Annotated in this window: 16 protein-coding genes; 6 read left to right on the top strand and 10 right to left on the bottom strand. The window is 60.6% G+C overall.

Annotated features, from left to right (window positions below):
- The 5 genes from EOE18_RS10735 to EOE18_RS10715 all read right to left on the bottom strand — a co-directional run bounded on the left by EOE18_RS10735 (position 1) and on the right by EOE18_RS10715 (position 4,882).
- Positions 1 to 2,439 (bottom strand): type IV secretion system DNA-binding domain-containing protein, encoded by a 2,439-nt coding sequence (locus tag EOE18_RS10735; protein WP_127709566.1) that lies wholly within the window; start codon positions 2,437 to 2,439, stop codon positions 1 to 3.
- Complete coding sequence (locus EOE18_RS10730) at positions 2,429 to 2,719, bottom strand: hypothetical protein (RefSeq protein WP_127709328.1); 291 nt, start codon at positions 2,717 to 2,719, stop codon at positions 2,429 to 2,431. Before EOE18_RS10730 ends, EOE18_RS10735 begins: the two co-directional genes overlap by 11 nt.
- Before the next feature lie 446 nt (positions 2,720 to 3,165).
- Positions 3,166 to 3,483 (bottom strand): type II toxin-antitoxin system RelE/ParE family toxin, encoded by a 318-nt coding sequence (locus tag EOE18_RS10725; RefSeq protein ID WP_127709326.1) that lies wholly within the window; start codon positions 3,481 to 3,483, stop codon positions 3,166 to 3,168.
- Positions 3,480 to 3,734: an antitoxin gene (locus tag EOE18_RS10720; RefSeq protein ID WP_127709324.1), complete on the bottom strand. Its 255-nt coding sequence runs from the start codon at positions 3,732 to 3,734 to the stop codon at positions 3,480 to 3,482. The genes EOE18_RS10725 and EOE18_RS10720 overlap by 4 nt, the downstream gene beginning before the upstream one ends.
- A gap of 188 nt (positions 3,735 to 3,922) precedes the next feature.
- On the bottom strand, positions 3,923 to 4,882 hold the full coding sequence (locus EOE18_RS10715) for a DUF2493 domain-containing protein (protein WP_127709322.1): 960 nt from the start codon (positions 4,880 to 4,882) through the stop codon (positions 3,923 to 3,925).
- Between the two features lie 504 nt (positions 4,883 to 5,386).
- Between EOE18_RS10715 and EOE18_RS10710 the strand changes: the two genes are divergently transcribed.
- Complete coding sequence (locus EOE18_RS10710) at positions 5,387 to 6,181, top strand: NYN domain-containing protein (protein ID WP_127709320.1); 795 nt, start codon at positions 5,387 to 5,389, stop codon at positions 6,179 to 6,181.
- 67 nt (positions 6,182 to 6,248) lie between these two features.
- Here EOE18_RS10710 and EOE18_RS10705 read toward each other — a convergent pair whose 3' ends face one another.
- The 3 genes from EOE18_RS10705 to EOE18_RS10695 all read right to left on the bottom strand — a co-directional run bounded on the left by EOE18_RS10705 (position 6,249) and on the right by EOE18_RS10695 (position 7,673).
- Positions 6,249 to 6,578, bottom strand: coding sequence for a hypothetical protein (locus tag EOE18_RS10705; RefSeq protein ID WP_127709318.1), 330 nt, complete (start codon positions 6,576 to 6,578; stop codon positions 6,249 to 6,251).
- Between the two features lie 50 nt (positions 6,579 to 6,628).
- Complete coding sequence (locus EOE18_RS10700; RefSeq protein WP_127709316.1) at positions 6,629 to 6,958, bottom strand: single-stranded DNA-binding protein; 330 nt, start codon at positions 6,956 to 6,958, stop codon at positions 6,629 to 6,631.
- A 532-nt stretch (positions 6,959 to 7,490) separates the two neighbouring features.
- Positions 7,491 to 7,673, bottom strand: coding sequence for a hypothetical protein (locus EOE18_RS10695; protein WP_127709314.1), 183 nt, complete (start codon positions 7,671 to 7,673; stop codon positions 7,491 to 7,493).
- A 207-nt stretch (positions 7,674 to 7,880) separates the two neighbouring features.
- Between EOE18_RS10695 and EOE18_RS10690 the strand changes: the two genes are divergently transcribed.
- Complete coding sequence (locus EOE18_RS10690; protein ID WP_127709312.1) at positions 7,881 to 8,909, top strand: IS110 family RNA-guided transposase; 1,029 nt, start codon at positions 7,881 to 7,883, stop codon at positions 8,907 to 8,909.
- 228 nt (positions 8,910 to 9,137) lie between these two features.
- Positions 9,138 to 9,428, top strand: a complete 291-nt coding sequence (locus EOE18_RS10685) for a helix-turn-helix domain-containing protein (RefSeq protein WP_227711290.1) — start codon at positions 9,138 to 9,140, stop codon at positions 9,426 to 9,428.
- A gap of 103 nt (positions 9,429 to 9,531) precedes the next feature.
- Here the strand turns inward: EOE18_RS10685 and EOE18_RS10680 are convergent, their stop codons facing one another.
- A complete protein-coding gene (locus tag EOE18_RS10680; RefSeq protein WP_127709308.1) occupies positions 9,532 to 9,948 on the bottom strand; it encodes an RrF2 family transcriptional regulator in 417 nt (138 codons plus the stop codon).
- A gap of 115 nt (positions 9,949 to 10,063) precedes the next feature.
- Between EOE18_RS10680 and hmpA the strand changes: the two genes are divergently transcribed.
- Together hmpA and EOE18_RS10670 are read left to right on the top strand one after the other, a co-directional pair.
- The gene (hmpA, locus tag EOE18_RS10675; protein WP_127709305.1) at positions 10,064 to 11,230 is read left to right on the top strand and encodes an NO-inducible flavohemoprotein; all 1,167 of its coding nucleotides are present in this window, start codon (positions 10,064 to 10,066) and stop codon (positions 11,228 to 11,230) included.
- Between the two features lie 9 nt (positions 11,231 to 11,239).
- Entirely contained in the window at positions 11,240 to 11,956 is a 717-nt protein-coding gene (locus tag EOE18_RS10670) for an HXXEE domain-containing protein (protein ID WP_127709303.1), read from the top strand.
- Between the two features lie 403 nt (positions 11,957 to 12,359).
- Here the strand turns inward: EOE18_RS10670 and EOE18_RS10665 are convergent, their stop codons facing one another.
- A complete protein-coding gene (locus EOE18_RS10665) occupies positions 12,360 to 13,247 on the bottom strand; it encodes a bacteriophage abortive infection AbiH family protein (protein ID WP_127709301.1) in 888 nt (295 codons plus the stop codon).
- Positions 13,248 to 13,577: 330 nt separating this feature from the next.
- Between EOE18_RS10665 and EOE18_RS10660 the strand changes: the two genes are divergently transcribed.
- Entirely contained in the window at positions 13,578 to 13,808 is a 231-nt protein-coding gene (locus EOE18_RS10660) for a helix-turn-helix domain-containing protein (protein WP_127709299.1), read from the top strand.
- Positions 13,809 to 13,839 lie beyond the last annotated feature (31 nt).

Here is a 13,839-nt window from a genome sequence, read left to right as displayed (position 1 = left end):
TCAGAGCCCCATATCCATGTCATCGCCAAGATCGGGCGATGCCTCATGATCCTCTCGGGCCGCACGATGGCTGTGTTTCTCGGCCGGATCGGTGAAGGACTGGCCGGTCCGCTCCTCGATGGTGATCTGCTGTTCGCGGCGTTGGGGCGAGGAATGGACGTTGGGCTTCATCAATGAGGATTGCTCGTCCCTGCCCTTCTCCTCGCGCGTTGAAACGGCTCCATCCCGCATCGGCGCCGAACGCGGGCGGCGTAAGCTGTCGCGCAGATTGCCAGCATCTTTGGCATTGGCAGGCGCGTCGTCCTCTGCCTTGGTCTGGGATTTCCCTTCTGCGCGCGTATCGGCCTGGACCTCCGCTGTCGTCATCTCGCGGGGATCGATCCCATCGATTGGCTGGCGTTCGGCATCCTCTTGCCGAGCATCTTGTTCGGTCTCGGGCTCGGCCATCGCCCGCTCGGCTGACCCAACGACAGGCGCTGGCCCACCATCACCGCCAGCGGCTTCTTCATCGCCTTCACCCGGAGGAGCGTAGGCAGCCAATTGCATATCGCTCTTGCGCAGGAAGGGTTCGGCGATTTTGGGATAGTCGCGCCAGACAAGGCGGATGCGTGCTGCCGGAAAGCCCTCGGGAAACTTCACATAGCCGTGGAGCGAGGGCAGGTTCATGATGTCATCGGGGATGACGAGCGGCTTGACCTCGGTGCGCGGAGTGATGGTGGCCGCATCGCGTGACCGGCTCGCGCCGATCGAATAGGCCTCATCGGTCTCCCGCACCTCGCGAAAGCCGATGAAGTTCGAGCAAACCTCGGCGGTGTTTTTGTCAGCGGTGGCGAGGATCAGCTTGGTGCGTGCCAGCGAGGCAAGGTTGATCGCGCCTTCCTCGCCATAGGTTTCCGCCAGCTTGTCGAAGCTGTGCATCCCAAGCACGAAGGCCCCGCCGAAGCCGCGAGCGGTCTGCAAGCCATGCTCAATCGCCGGCATCCGGTGGAGCGCGTGGACCTCGTCGAAGAGATACCACATGCGCAAATCGCGAGTGCGCGGCATTCCCATCAGTGCATTGACCGCCAGATCCATCCAAAGGGTGAGAAGCGCGCGGTTGAGCGTCAGATCGGTATGGGTCGAGGTGATGAACAGGATCGAACCCGGAACCGGCTCCTCTTGCACCCAGCGCCGGATCGAGAACGGTGGCCGCTCTCCCGGCACTGGATCAGGCAGGAATCTGATCGCCTGGGCATTGGTGTTGAACACGGCGCGGATGGATTCCGCCATTCGCGCCGCCTCGGTGGCAGTCAGCGGGCTAGCGATGGTGTTGGCGAGCTTGGCGTGAACGGCCTTGAGGTCGGCAGACATAAGGTGATGGGCTATTGCGCCATTGGTGGTCTCGCCCGACGCCGCGAGTTTCACGCACATTTCGACAAAGAGCGTGCGCGCCGCCATGGCCCAAAACGGTTCGGCATTGCCGCCGTCACTGGGGATCAGTGCCGCGGCAGCCGAGATGTAATCGGCATAGTTCTGGCAATCGTTGAAGATAGTCCAAGGCGGGCAGCGCTGGTCCATCGGGTTGAGGATGTGGTCGCGCCCTTCCTCATAGAAAGCTTCGACAAAGGCACCCGTGAGGTCGAAGACCACGCAGCGCTGGCCGCGCTCGCGCGCCTCGGTTACCAGCTTGCGAAGCTGCGTCGTCTTGCCCGCGCCAGTGGTGCCGATCAGCATGGCGTGGGTCTGTTCAAGCCGCCAGGGATAGGCGATCCCTGCCATGGCATAGGGCACATGCAGCCCCAAAGCGACGCGCTCGGCGATGGTGGCGCGAGCCACGCGGTCGGCAGCCATAGTGGGGTGTCTCTCGGCCAATTCGGCGTCGAATTCGGCAGCATTATGTGCATCAATCTCGCCCGTCAGCACCGCGGCGCTGACCAGCATGGCACCGCGCTCGTGGCGCTCCTTTAGGATGTCGACGCCTATTCTCTGCGATAGGCGGACAAACCAGGTCGCCAGCGGGCCACTGAAGAACAGCGAACCGGCCAGAGCCACGACCATGCATCGGACGAATTTGGTCCAGGCCTGCGCGACATCGGGATAGTCGGGCACGTCGCCGATGGTCATCGGCACCACGCTGTCGTCCGGCAAAGTCAGGTTGACGCTATGGCCTGGATCGAGATCGACCAGATCCCAAAGGTCGGCGAAGAGGCGCATCTCAACAAGCTGAACCTCATGCTCGCGCATCAGCAGCGCCAGCAGAATGACTAATAGGAGGCTGAAGCTGAGGACCGCTGCCAGGATCGGCCAGCGCAGACCCTCCATCATCATCATGTAGCGCAGCCGGATAAGCTGCGACCCACGGGTGAAGGCCCCGACGTTGCGAACGATCTCGCCGCGCGCCGATTCATGCTCGACCGCCACGGGGCGTCGGTCGAAACGGATATCCCCATCACGCGCCATGGTAGGTCTGCGCATGTTCGATGGCGAGGTCGAGCAGGCGGTCTGCCTCATCAGGCGCAGCCTTCTGCACCAGCGTGTCGAGAGCGAGCGTGTTGAACTCGAGCATGGTGATCAGCCGGGCGAAATCGACCTTCTGGCCCAGTTCAAACAGCGGCAGGGCAAAGTCGATCATCGAGCGAATGCACTCGGACTGACGACGGCCGTGTTGCTGGGCGAGCCGTTTGATGCGCTCGTATTGCGGCGGGCTGACGCTCAAGCCGCATTGGATCAGTTTGGTCACAACGGCTCCTCACAAGGAGAAGCCTGGTCCGGTTATCGCAGGACGATGTTTAGCTTGCTGACGGACCTTGCGCAAGCGGGTGGCCTTCCGTAGCCGGAATGATGACGGAATGACCATTCCACCTGCGGAATGGCAATTCATATGAATATCAATGCTTTATGTATTGAAGGCCTCGACATAGGCCTACTCATGGCCTATTATTCTACCGACGGAATTCGCATTTTTGCAATTCCGGAGGCGGAATACAACAAGCATACTATTGTTTTTAAATGAATTATCTAGCCATAGCCCACCCCTTCACTGAGCGGTCCTCCGCGTTCGGTGTGCTGCTGCTCCCTTCAGGAACTGGGCATTTAAGATTGATCGTGGATGCTTGGCAAAGGCTGCCGATCACCGGGTTCTTGGCCGCTGCCCAGTCGCCGACCAGCCATCTGCATCATGGCAATTCAAGTCAATGAGAGCCGGTCGCCGAGCCGCTGAATGAGGTCCATCCGCTCATGCAGGATGGCGACAATCAGCGGTGGATCGATGTCGCGTTCAAGGCAGAAGGCATAGTGATGCTCACAGCGGCCCATCCGCAGGCCGGGATGCATATCGCTCATGTCACGGTAAGAGCCCAAGCCTTGCGCGAGACGAGCGATGCCTTGCTCGATTTTGGCCATATAGGCGCGGACTTGCGCCTCGCCCCATTGCTGGCGCGTGTAACGGATGATCGACCGGACATCAGCCTCGGCCGCCGCAGTCAGAACATAGGCGTGGCTCAAGAGGCTTGGCCCGTGCCCAATTCCTCATCAACGATGGCACTGATGCTCAGCGCCGAGGTCTGTCCGGCCAAGCCCTGCTCGATGCGTTCGCCCAGCAGCACCTGCAATTCGCGCCAAGCCTGATCGCCGCTGGCATCAGCGGGGAACAGGCGTTCGAGCGCATATTGCTTGATCGTCTTACCTTGAAGGGCAGCCAGTGCCTTCAGGCTTTGGTGCTGTTGGCTGGTAATGTCGATGGTCAGGCGGCTCATGACGACCTCTTGGCGATTACAACGATCCATCATTACCGCAAATGTGGGTTTGTGGCCAGCTTCGTGTTTCTCGCCGTTTCCAACAGGCGCGCGGCATGAGGTGGGCTTGTCCCACCTCTACGTCCGCGTGCCTCCTGCCATCGGAAAAATAGAAGGAGGACGCCGCGGAAGCGGCGCCCTCCGAAACGTCAGGCAGCGATGCGCTGGTGACGCTGGGCGAAGGCATGGTGGGGCAGGTTCGCCTCACGCACGCGGCTCAAGAGGTTGGACTGGAGTCCCGAGCCTTCGCAGACGATGGCGTGGACCGGCTTGAGGTTCATCAGTTGCTCGTTACGGACGAAGCCTGCGCGCTTGCCCAGTGCCCGGTTGAGGGTGAAGCGGACGGTCTTGACGCCGCGCGCGGCGGCCCAGGCGTGGGCGATCTGGTCGCAGCCTTTGTGCTGGGCTGTGGTGGCGAGGATCATGTGGGGCACGCGGGTGTGGGTCTCGTCGAGCGCCTGCCAAAGCAGTTCGTGGTCGTGCCAGTCGGTGCCGCCGGAGAAGATCACCACCGGGCCAGTGGGCGCGTGGTCTTCGCGGCGCTTGGCTGCGCGGGCGGCGAGGAAGTCGCGGGCGTCGATCTGGCTTGCGGTCAGGCCGGAGGACACGCGGGTGCCTTTCAGGCAAGAGAACGGGCGACCGGTTTCGACGCGGTAGATCTCACCGGCGTAGTCGCGCATGGCCTCCATGGCCTCGCGGCAGTCCATCAGCGTCTGGGCAATGCGCTGCGTCTCTTCCAGTTCGACGGCGTAGATTTCAGAAGGGTCAAAGGCGCGGGCCATGTCGCCCAGCTTCTTGGTGGCTTCATCTTCCCGCTTCTCGATGCGCTGCGAGGTGACGTGGAAGCTGTTGACGATGCCCCAGACGATGTCCTGGCCGAATTCCTCCATGCGAGTGCCATGGAAGAGGTCAAAGACGGTGCCGATCACCATTTCCATCGCGCCGCGCGCGGCCTGCGGGTCGGGCATGTCGGTGGCGACGGGTTCGTCGTGGACGGATAGTTGCGCCATACTGCCCTGCTCGGTGAAGGCGGTGTCAAAGCCGGGGACTTCGATCTGCTCGCGGTAAAAGGCAGAGGGGGCTTCAAAGTTGGCGAATGCTTGCGTCATGGTGACCTCCAGAAGGCTTCTTGTTCGTCATCTTCGTGATGACGGGAGGTCAGAGGGCGAGCTGGACCAGCTTGTCAGGGACGTTGGCCGGGAAGCCGGGAGCGCCGGAGCATCGCGCCAAAAAGTGGGAACCGGTTTTTGGCAACAGCGATGCGACCAAAAAGCGCGGACGGACCCCGGTTGACGCCGCGCCAGCGGGGCGTGGGGGAGCCGATTTTGTGGTGGGCTGGCCCGCCGCAAAATTGGGGGCACCGCGCATCCTTGCACAAGCGCCCGGCCAGCTTGCCATAATAGGACTACGAGAAAGAGATTGTTGGTTTCAGGGGTACGCTACGGTGCCCCAAGCGCCCTGCGCCATGCGATCGTCACCCGAATGGGCCGAGACCCACACGGGGCTCGGTGGAGCCCGGAGCCCATCAGGGTTTTGGGCGGAATAGAGCGCGGTGACCGCCTTGGCGGGCAGGCGTCCCGATCTCATGATCCTGCTGATCAGAAAGAAAGCGATTGAAAAATTCTGCCAGCAAGCCTATCTCATCGTCACTACTCCCCCGGCAGCTTCGGTTGCCGGGCGCACGGCGGGCGAAAGCCCGCCGTTGCTCTTTTCGGGACAGCCTTTTGGACACACACGTCTACATCGACGGCTTCAACCTCTATTATGGCTTGTTGAAGGGCACCGCGTTCAAGTGGCTTGATCTGGAGCGCTTCTGTGACCAGTTGCTCCCGAAAAATACCGTCGAGAAGATATATTATTTCACGGCCAAAGTCGATGCCCGCCCCCAAGATCCCGATCAACCAGTGCGCCAGCAGGCCTATCTCAATGCCTTGGCGACCCTTCCTCGTGTCGAAGTTCATTTAGGAACCTTCATGAGCTCCGTTGTAAGCCAAGTGGTGGTTGCAACGGATCCAGCCACTGGGAGATATATGAAAGCTGGCGGACAACCTGTCTTGAAGGCTGATCCTGTAACGGGAGCGCTGGACAAGGCCTGGGTCCACAAGACCGAAGAAAAAGGCTCGGATGTCAATCTTGCCGCTTATCTGTTGCGCGATGCTTACCGCTCGGCCTGTCAATGCGCCGTGATCATTTCCAATGATTCTGACCTGTTAACGCCAATTCGTATGGCCAAAGCTGACTGCGGATTGACCATTGGCCTCGCTCCGCCTCGCCCGAAAGGGAGCGTAGAGCTCAAGCGACTTGCCGACTTCAAGGTCGAACCGCGAACGCACTTGTTGGTCTCATCGCAATTCTCAGATCCAGTCGCCACGATCAGCGGCTCGGTTCACAAGCCGGTCGCTTGGTAATCGGCAAAGTGGAATTTGTCTTTTAGCGGACCGCTGGCAGCGCCGATCGGCGCTACCAGCTCGCCACTCAATGCAACGCCACCACATCGATGAGTAGCCCGTCCAGACTGTCGATGCCGCGCTCGCTGGCGATCAGGCTCCAGGCGGCGACCAGTTCCTCGAAATATTCGGCGTCGACCAGCGTCTCGGCGCTGACTTCGCCAAGCTGGCTCTGTTCCCAGGCAAGGGCGTGAGCGGCGTCGGTCGAAGAGGCGATGGCGTTGCCCAGATGGGCGGCGATCTCGTAATCGCTTATCGTGGCGGCATGGGCGCGGATGCGGGCGACCATGGCGGGGTTGGTGACGGTGATGCCGCAGGGGACGCAGGCGAATTCATCGAAGGCCGAGGTGTAAAACATGGGCTTACTCCCGAAAAAGGAAGGGCGGCCCGTGGGGCCGCCCGTCTTGGTCAGATGAACTCGATCTCGTCGGCGACGATCTCGGTGTTGTAGAAGGTGCGCCCGTCCTTCTCGTTCTTGGTGTAGCGGATCTCGCCGGTGACGATCAGCTTTTCACCCTTCTTCTTGTGGTTGGCGATCGACTTGCCGAGGCCGTTGAAGGCCTTGATGGTGTGGAACTGGTCGTAGGTTTCGGCGTAGCCATCGTCGCCCTTGACGACCTGGCCATCCTTGATGACCGGCCTGCTGGTGACGAGGGTGAAGCTGACGCCGCCCTTGCTGTCGGTGCCGAAGCGGCTGATGTCGGAGGTGATGCGGCCGGACAGGAAAACCTTGTTCATGGGATGTCTCCAGATCTTACCGGCGAGCCTTTCCCGCCGGGATGAACTGAAGCGCAGCCCGCGATTGAGGGACCGCCGCACCGGAGCGAAGCGCAGGGGAACCTCCATTTTTCGAGGGGTGCGGGCCTGAGCGCAGCGAAGAACTCGGTCGACAAATGGGGGTTGCGGCGGTCCCGCGCGGGCGTAGTGTTCATCCCTTCTCTGGCGGGATGGCTTGCCGGTCAGATTGCCCGGAGATGTGTGACCAAGGTTGTGCTTGGCTGTCGGGCCGCCCTGGAATCAGGTGCCATGCTTGGCGCTTGCCAAGGGTTAGCTTGCCCGTACGCTCTCGCGCTGGCGCTCAATGGTCGCCAGACAAAGGGTCCGGAGCATGGCTTGGCTTCGACCCGCAGCTTTCCACCCTTGGCATGAAACCCGGCAGGCGGTCGCCTCGAAGCTCCATGGGGCAACAAGCTGATCGTCACCGGGATGCTGCGCCTATCCGAAACGGAACGGGCGCGCCAAAACAGCCGCGTCGGTGCCCACTGGAAGTTCAGGCCTGAGCGGTGGCCTGCTGGTTGAGCGGATTTTCGGGATCAAGGCATTGCAGCGCATGATCGATGTGCATGGCTGCCATCAGATCCCCAGCGTCGGAGAGTCGGGACTTTATCTCGCCCAGTGTGGCACTGATTGCCTGATAGTCGGCGTGGGTGAGCGGAATGCGTTGATCGTTCATGATGTGAGGCCTTTGGCAGGGCTGTTCTGACAAGCGCAGATTAGCAAACAGGCGTTACAACGCTCGGGAAGCCGAAACTTAACGCGGATTGGCCACCACGAGGGGCCGAGGGATCGTCCTGCAAGATCATTTACATATTATAGATGGTGGTATTCGTCGCGGCGTGCCCCATCTGAATGTGGCTCCATCAAAACATGGAGACTCGAAATGGCCTATTTTGCAGGACTGGACGTTTCCCTGAACCTGACGAGCATCTGCGTTGTCGATGCTGTCGGTGAGATCATTCGCGAACTGAAGGTGCCCAGCGAGGCGGAAGACCTTGTGGCGGCGCTGCGCCCCTTGGCGGCAGACCTTGAGCGCGTTGGGCTGGAAGCTGGACCGCTTTCGCAGCACATCTATTCTGCGCTGGCCGAAGCGGGCCTGCCGGTGGTTTGCGTCGAAGCGCGCCATATGGCGCAAGTGCTGCGGGCGCAGACCATGAACAAGACCGACCGGAACGACGCGCGCGGTCTCGCGCTGATGATGCGCGTCGGGCTGTTCAAGCCTGTTCACATCAAGTCTGACCGCAGCCAACGGCTCAATGTGCTGCTTCAGGCGCGCAAAGTCCTCAAGTCCAAGCTCTTGGACATCGAGGCTGACCTGCGGGGCCTCCTCAAAAACTTTGGCTTGAAGGTGGGCAAGGTCACGCCCAAGGCCTTCGATGAGCGAATTCGCGACCTCGCTGCCTTCGACGCTTTCTTGGCCGAGGTGGTGGAACCCATGCTGATCGCGCGGAACGCTATGCGCCGACAGTATGATGAACTGCACGGCATCCTGCTGCGGGTCGTCAAAGAGGATCCCGTCTGCCGCCGGCTGATGACCATGCCCGGCGTCGGTGCCGTCGTGGCCATGAATTTCCGAGTTGCGATCGACGTGCCATCGCGCTTCAGCCGATCTCGCACCGTTGGGGCGCACCTCGGCCTCACTCCGAAGCGATACCAATCCGGCGAAGTCGATTGGACTGGCCGAATATCCAAAGCGGGCGACGCCATGATGCGCGCCTCGCTCTTTGAGGCCGCCCAAGTGCTGATGACCCGCGTCGCGAAACCATCGGCTTTGAGATCTTGGGCAATGCGCCTTGCCAAGCGCCGCGGCAGGAAGAAGGCGGTCGTAGCCTTGGCCCGCAAGATGGGGGTCATCCTCCATCGCATGTGGGCCGATGGCACTGATTTCCGCTGGGCAGCGCAGGAGGTGTGACGTCCAAAGGCTGACAGGTTTCCGCGCCAGCGGAAGAAGTTCCCGCGAGGGAGGTTGGGACGGCGAGGTCGCGTTATCAACTGGCCAACCATATGCCGCACTATAGATAAGACCCGCCGGACCTTCCGACCCCATCTTGCAGCGGCCCCGCGCCGACTGCGCAGAGAAGCATGACCCCAAGCGGGACTTCAATCGGAACTGGAACATTGCAAGCGGAACCCCACGGCGTTGTTTGTCGAGAATACTCCGTGGTTAAATACTCATCAAGAGCGGCTTTTCCGGGTCATGGAGATCCAGGAGATATTTGCCGCCAATCTGCGCCGACACCGGCAGGCCGCTGGCTTGTCGCAGGAAGAGCTCGCCTATCGGGCTGACATTGATCGGACCTACATCAGCGCACTAGAACGCTGCGTCTATTCCGCCAGCATTGATGTGGTCGACCGGCTCGCCAAGGGGCTGGGCATCAATGCTGCGGACCTGTTGCTCCTACCGAAGTCATCTGATGGTCAGGGGAATTAGCCGATGACGGCAAAGGCTGAGGGTGGGACAAATTCGCCGGTCGCCGTCGCTTCTGGGTGAGTCACGTTACTTCGGAACCAGTCATTGGTGAAACGCTGCCCATTCAATTCAACCGCGCAAGGAGGCGCTCTGCCTTGTCGCCCAGCACATCGGCCAGAGTGTAACGTTCCAGCACCGCAAAGAAGGCGGTCAGCGCCTGATCGAGCGGATCGGGCAGGCTACAGGCTCCGTTGAGCTTGCATTCCGAGCAGCCCACCAGATCGATCTCGCCCTCGGTGTGGCGGATCAGGCGGCCGATGTTGATGTCGGGCGCGGGGCGGGCAAGGCGAAGCCCGCCGTTGCGGCCGCGCAAAGCCTCGACATAGCCATGAGCGGCAAGATCGCTCACCACCTTCATCAGATGATTTTGCGATATATCGTAAGCCTTTGCGATTTCGCCGACGGAGCAGAGGCGGTCTGGATGCGTGGCGAGATAGAGCATCACGCGCACGGCATAATCGGAGAAACGGGTCAGGCGCATAGGTTGTGTCCTTAAAGGTGCATTTCATTTGCATCATTATGCCTTCGGCTATATCTAGCATTTGAGATGCATGATTACGAGTCGGATCGACACCACAAACCCAAGGACATACCCCATGCTGAGCGCTGAACAGACCGCCATCATCAAAGCCACCGTGCCGCTGCTGGAAACCGGCGGCGAGGCGCTGACCACCCATTTCTACACGATGATGCTGAGCGAATATGCGCAGGTGCGCCCCCTGTTCAATCAGGCGCATCAGGCCCATGGCACACAGCCGCGCGCGCTGGCCAATGCGGTGCTGCAATACGCCCGCCATATCGACAATCTGGGCGCGCTGGGTGCCTTGCCCGCGCAGATCATCCAGAAGCATGTCGCGCTGCAAATCCTGCCCGAACATTACCCCATCGTGGACGCCTGCCTGCTGCGCGCCATCCGCGAAGTTTTGGGTGAGGAGATTGCCACCGATGCCGTGATCGAAGCGTGGGGCGAGGCCTATTGGCAATTGGCCAACATCTTGATCGGGGCCGAGGCGGCGGAATATGAACGCCTTGCCGCAGCGCCCGGTGGCTGGCGCGGGGGGCGCGATTTCCGCGTCGCGCACAAAGTGGCCGAGAGCGCGGAGATCACCTCCTTCACGCTGGAGCCTGTCGATGGCGGGGCGGTGGTGGCCTATCAGCCGGGGCAATATCTGGGCCTGCGCCTGACGATTGACGGGCAGGAGGTGCGGCGCAACTACTCGCTCTCGCAAATGGCCGATGGCCAGACCCTGCGCATCAGCGTGAAGCGCGAGAAGGGCGGGCTGGTGTCCAACCATCTGCATGACCATGTTCAGGTGGGCGACACGCTGGAGGTGTTCCCGCCCGCTGGCGAATTTGTGCTGCGCGATGGCGATGCGCCTTTGGCGCTGATCAGCGGCGGCGTGGGCATCACTCCCACGCTGGCCATGGCGCAGGCCGCGCTGGCGGCGGGTAAGCGCGATGTGATCTTCATCCACTATGCCCGGAACGGCGATGTCCACGCCTTTGGCGATCTTATCGATGGCTGGGCGGCCCATCCACGATTCTCCGCCTATGTGGTGTATGAGCAGGGCGAGCACCGCGATGGCCTCTCGGGCCGCCCCTCGCTGGACCAGCTTCAGGCATGGGTGCCGGTTGATGCGGATGCCTATTTCCTTGGTCCCAAGCCCTTCATGGGTTTTGTGAACAAGGCGCTGGCCGAAATTGGCCTGCCAGCAGAAAACCGCCACTATGAGTTCTTTGGCCCCGCCGAAGCTTTGGGTTAGGAGAGAGGCATGGCACTGCTCGACACAGCATTCCCGTGGATCGGTTTGGTGGCCGCCATCCCGCTGGTGGCTTTGCTGGCGGGCAATGCCTTGCGCATGGATCGGTCTGTTGCGCGCTGGCGTGATTGGGGCTGGCTGTCTTGGGTGGGGGTGGCGGCCTATCTGGTCCACAATGTCGAGGAATATGGCTTGGACATCCACGGGGATGCCGATGCCTTCCCCAAGGCGTTCTGCGCGATGTTCGGCTTTCCGGGCCTTTACCCGGTTTGCCCCGTGCCGGGGGCGGTGTTCACCGCAGTAAACGTACCCCTGTTCTGGATTGCCGCGCCCCTTGGTGCATGGCTGGCCAAGCGCCACCCATGGGCGGGCCTTGGCCTTTATGGCGTGATCGCAGTCAACATGCTGGCGCATATCGGGCGAGCTTTGGCCGATGGCGGCGTTTACAATCCGGGCCTGCTCACCGCTGTGGCAGTGTTCCTGCCTTTGGCATTTTGGGTGCTGGTGGGGGCGCGTTTGTGGACCAAGGCGGTTGTTGTGGCTGTGGTTGCCTTAGGGTTGACCCTGCACGGCATCCTGATCGCGGGCATGCTGTTGCTGGTCAAAGGCGTGGTGCAAGATGCTGGCATCGTGGCCCTGATCCAGATTGGCAATGCGGGATTGATGATCGCGCTGCCTCTGCTGGCAGAGCGAGGGGTGAGATGCTTGAATAGATCACCATCGGCATAAATCGCCAGTCTGGGGCTATCCTCCATTGCCGAATGACCCCTGCGCTAGATGAAACAGTGATGGCCTGCCGGGCGTTGTCCGTCACGAGTTGCGGGGTGATGGGACTCTCAAGCACCATTTGCTAAACTGCGTATACTGGTCGGGTTCTGCGATCTGGCATTCATCGAGGCCGCTACCCTTGACCTCACCCGTCCTGCTTCTTGGTAAATTGGCTCGAAGCCTTGCTTATTTTCCGAACAAGCGTGGCAGCGTCGCGCTTTCGAGCTAAAGCGCGCCTATGGCGGACACTGCGGACCTTGCGTCGCCCGTCCCGCTGAAATTTCCCGACTCATCGATGAAGATACGCATGGGTTGCTCACGCGAAGTGACGAGTCTCAGGCCGGAGCCAGTGATACCCCTGACATTACAGCGACGCGAGGCCGGCAAAGGTGACGGTACATCGTGGCACAGCAAAATTCGCGAAGCGCTCGCAGGTGTGCGTCAGGGAGCTGCGGTAGCTGACGGTCCACCGCGCCGCTGGATCGACGTGACTGGCGACCTCACGAAGGTACGATTCATCAACATCAGAGAGCGAGTGACCGAGCACAAAGACTTCGCTAACGTCAACGAGATTGTCGAACCACGATCGATTTCGTTTGATGATCTGCTCGGTCGGTTTGAAGGTCCGGGCGAAATAGTCATCGATGAGCCGATAACCACCGGCAACGCGCGTGTCCGTGTCTTCGTCAACGCTGTTTGAGAGCCTGTCCTCGGCGCTCCGATCCCAGCCATGTCCCAGGACGATCTGCGCATCCTGGTCAGATGCCTGGCCATGGATGTGCAGCACGTTGCTATCCGGCACCCCATAGAGTTGCTGAAGCGTGGGCGTGTAGTTGAAATTCAGGAAAGCGGCGGTCGGATCGATGCAGCGAACTGCCGTAAAGCTGCCTGCCGCCGGCATCGCCAGCTGGCGGATCCACTTGGCGAATCGGCCCCGCATGCCATCCGCTAGCCCGCTGACCACCCGCTCGATCTCGTATTCGAAATCATGATGGGCCGAGTCTTTCCAGTCATCCGAACCATAGGACACCAGAAATTGCTCGGCATTATCGATCACTGTGTCGGAGTCGAAGCTAGCAAGTCGCTCCTCGAAGGTTTTCCAGAAGTCATCATCGATGCCAAGATATTCCTCGATGAGGGCGTAGACGTCCGGATCGGCCGACTTCACATAGCGGCCGAAATCGCTGTATCCTGACCGAATGCCATGATGCAGATCGAAGCCATTGCCGATCACGAAAAGTTTGCGCGTCATCCGTTCCCTTTCTGGTCCTGTTTCTTGCTTAGGTCAGTTTTGTCATAAAGTCAGGAGGCAAGCTGATTTTCAGGCGAATAGCTTTTGACGACGGAAACTAGGTCAGCGGAGGTCGGCTTTGTCAGCGGCCTAGGCTCGCAGTTCGAGGAGCCGTGAACGGAAGGTGTCGGGGTGAACCGACATTCCCAGCACCGCATCGGAACGACGTAATCTGGTCGGGAGCAGCACCATTACCGGCTTGCGAAGCCAATCGCTGGGGAATCAATGCTTCCCCTTGACGAATAGAGAAGTTGATAAACTCAAAGTATGTAAATCGCGATCCTGCTGCGCATGGACATGCGTAAACTGGTTGGCCGGAATTTCGCGCGCCTGCGTCGGGATAAAGGTCTGACTCAGGAGCAGGTCGAGGAGCGTTCTGGCTTCAGCCAGCAATATCTCAGCAGCTTGGAGCGTGGACGGCGCAATCCGACCGTCATCACGCTCTACGAGCTGTCCTTGGCGCTCGGCGTCAGCTATGTTGATCTGGTTCGGCCCGACCTCGAAGATCCCACCAAGCATTGAACGAAAATAGGCGACCCGTCGCGAGACGGGC

It is taken from the genome of Novosphingobium umbonatum, from assembly GCF_004005905.1.
GTDB classification, from domain to species: Bacteria; Pseudomonadota; Alphaproteobacteria; order Sphingomonadales; family Sphingomonadaceae; genus Novosphingobium; species Novosphingobium umbonatum.
The sequence above is the reverse complement of the archived record's forward strand: the minus strand, read 5'-3'. Positions and strand labels throughout refer to the sequence as shown.

Excerpts from the sequence above, each read along its gene's own strand:
- EOE18_RS10735 (WP_127709566.1), bottom strand. The coding sequence starts at position 2,439 with ATGGCGCGTGATGGGGATATCCGTTTCGACCGACGCCCCGTGGCGGTC.
- EOE18_RS10720 (WP_127709324.1), bottom strand. The coding sequence starts at position 3,734 with ATGAGCCGCCTGACCATCGACATTACCAGCCAACAGCACCAAAGCCTG.
- EOE18_RS10715 (WP_127709322.1), bottom strand. The coding sequence starts at position 4,882 with ATGACGCAAGCATTCGCCAACTTTGAAGCCCCCTCTGCCTTTTACCGC.
- EOE18_RS10705 (WP_127709318.1), bottom strand. The coding sequence starts at position 6,578 with ATGTTTTACACCTCGGCCTTCGATGAATTCGCCTGCGTCCCCTGCGGC.
- EOE18_RS10700 (WP_127709316.1), bottom strand. The coding sequence starts at position 6,958 with ATGAACAAGGTTTTCCTGTCCGGCCGCATCACCTCCGACATCAGCCGC.
- EOE18_RS10695 (WP_127709314.1), bottom strand. The coding sequence starts at position 7,673 with ATGAACGATCAACGCATTCCGCTCACCCACGCCGACTATCAGGCAATC.
- EOE18_RS10690 (WP_127709312.1), top strand. The coding sequence starts at position 7,881 with ATGGCCTATTTTGCAGGACTGGACGTTTCCCTGAACCTGACGAGCATC.
- EOE18_RS10680 (WP_127709308.1), bottom strand. The coding sequence starts at position 9,948 with ATGCGCCTGACCCGTTTCTCCGATTATGCCGTGCGCGTGATGCTCTAT.
- hmpA (WP_127709305.1), top strand. The coding sequence starts at position 10,064 with ATGCTGAGCGCTGAACAGACCGCCATCATCAAAGCCACCGTGCCGCTG.
- EOE18_RS10670 (WP_127709303.1), top strand. The coding sequence starts at position 11,240 with ATGGCACTGCTCGACACAGCATTCCCGTGGATCGGTTTGGTGGCCGCC.
- EOE18_RS10665 (WP_127709301.1), bottom strand. The coding sequence starts at position 13,247 with ATGACGCGCAAACTTTTCGTGATCGGCAATGGCTTCGATCTGCATCAT.
- EOE18_RS10660 (WP_127709299.1), top strand. The coding sequence starts at position 13,578 with ATGGACATGCGTAAACTGGTTGGCCGGAATTTCGCGCGCCTGCGTCGG.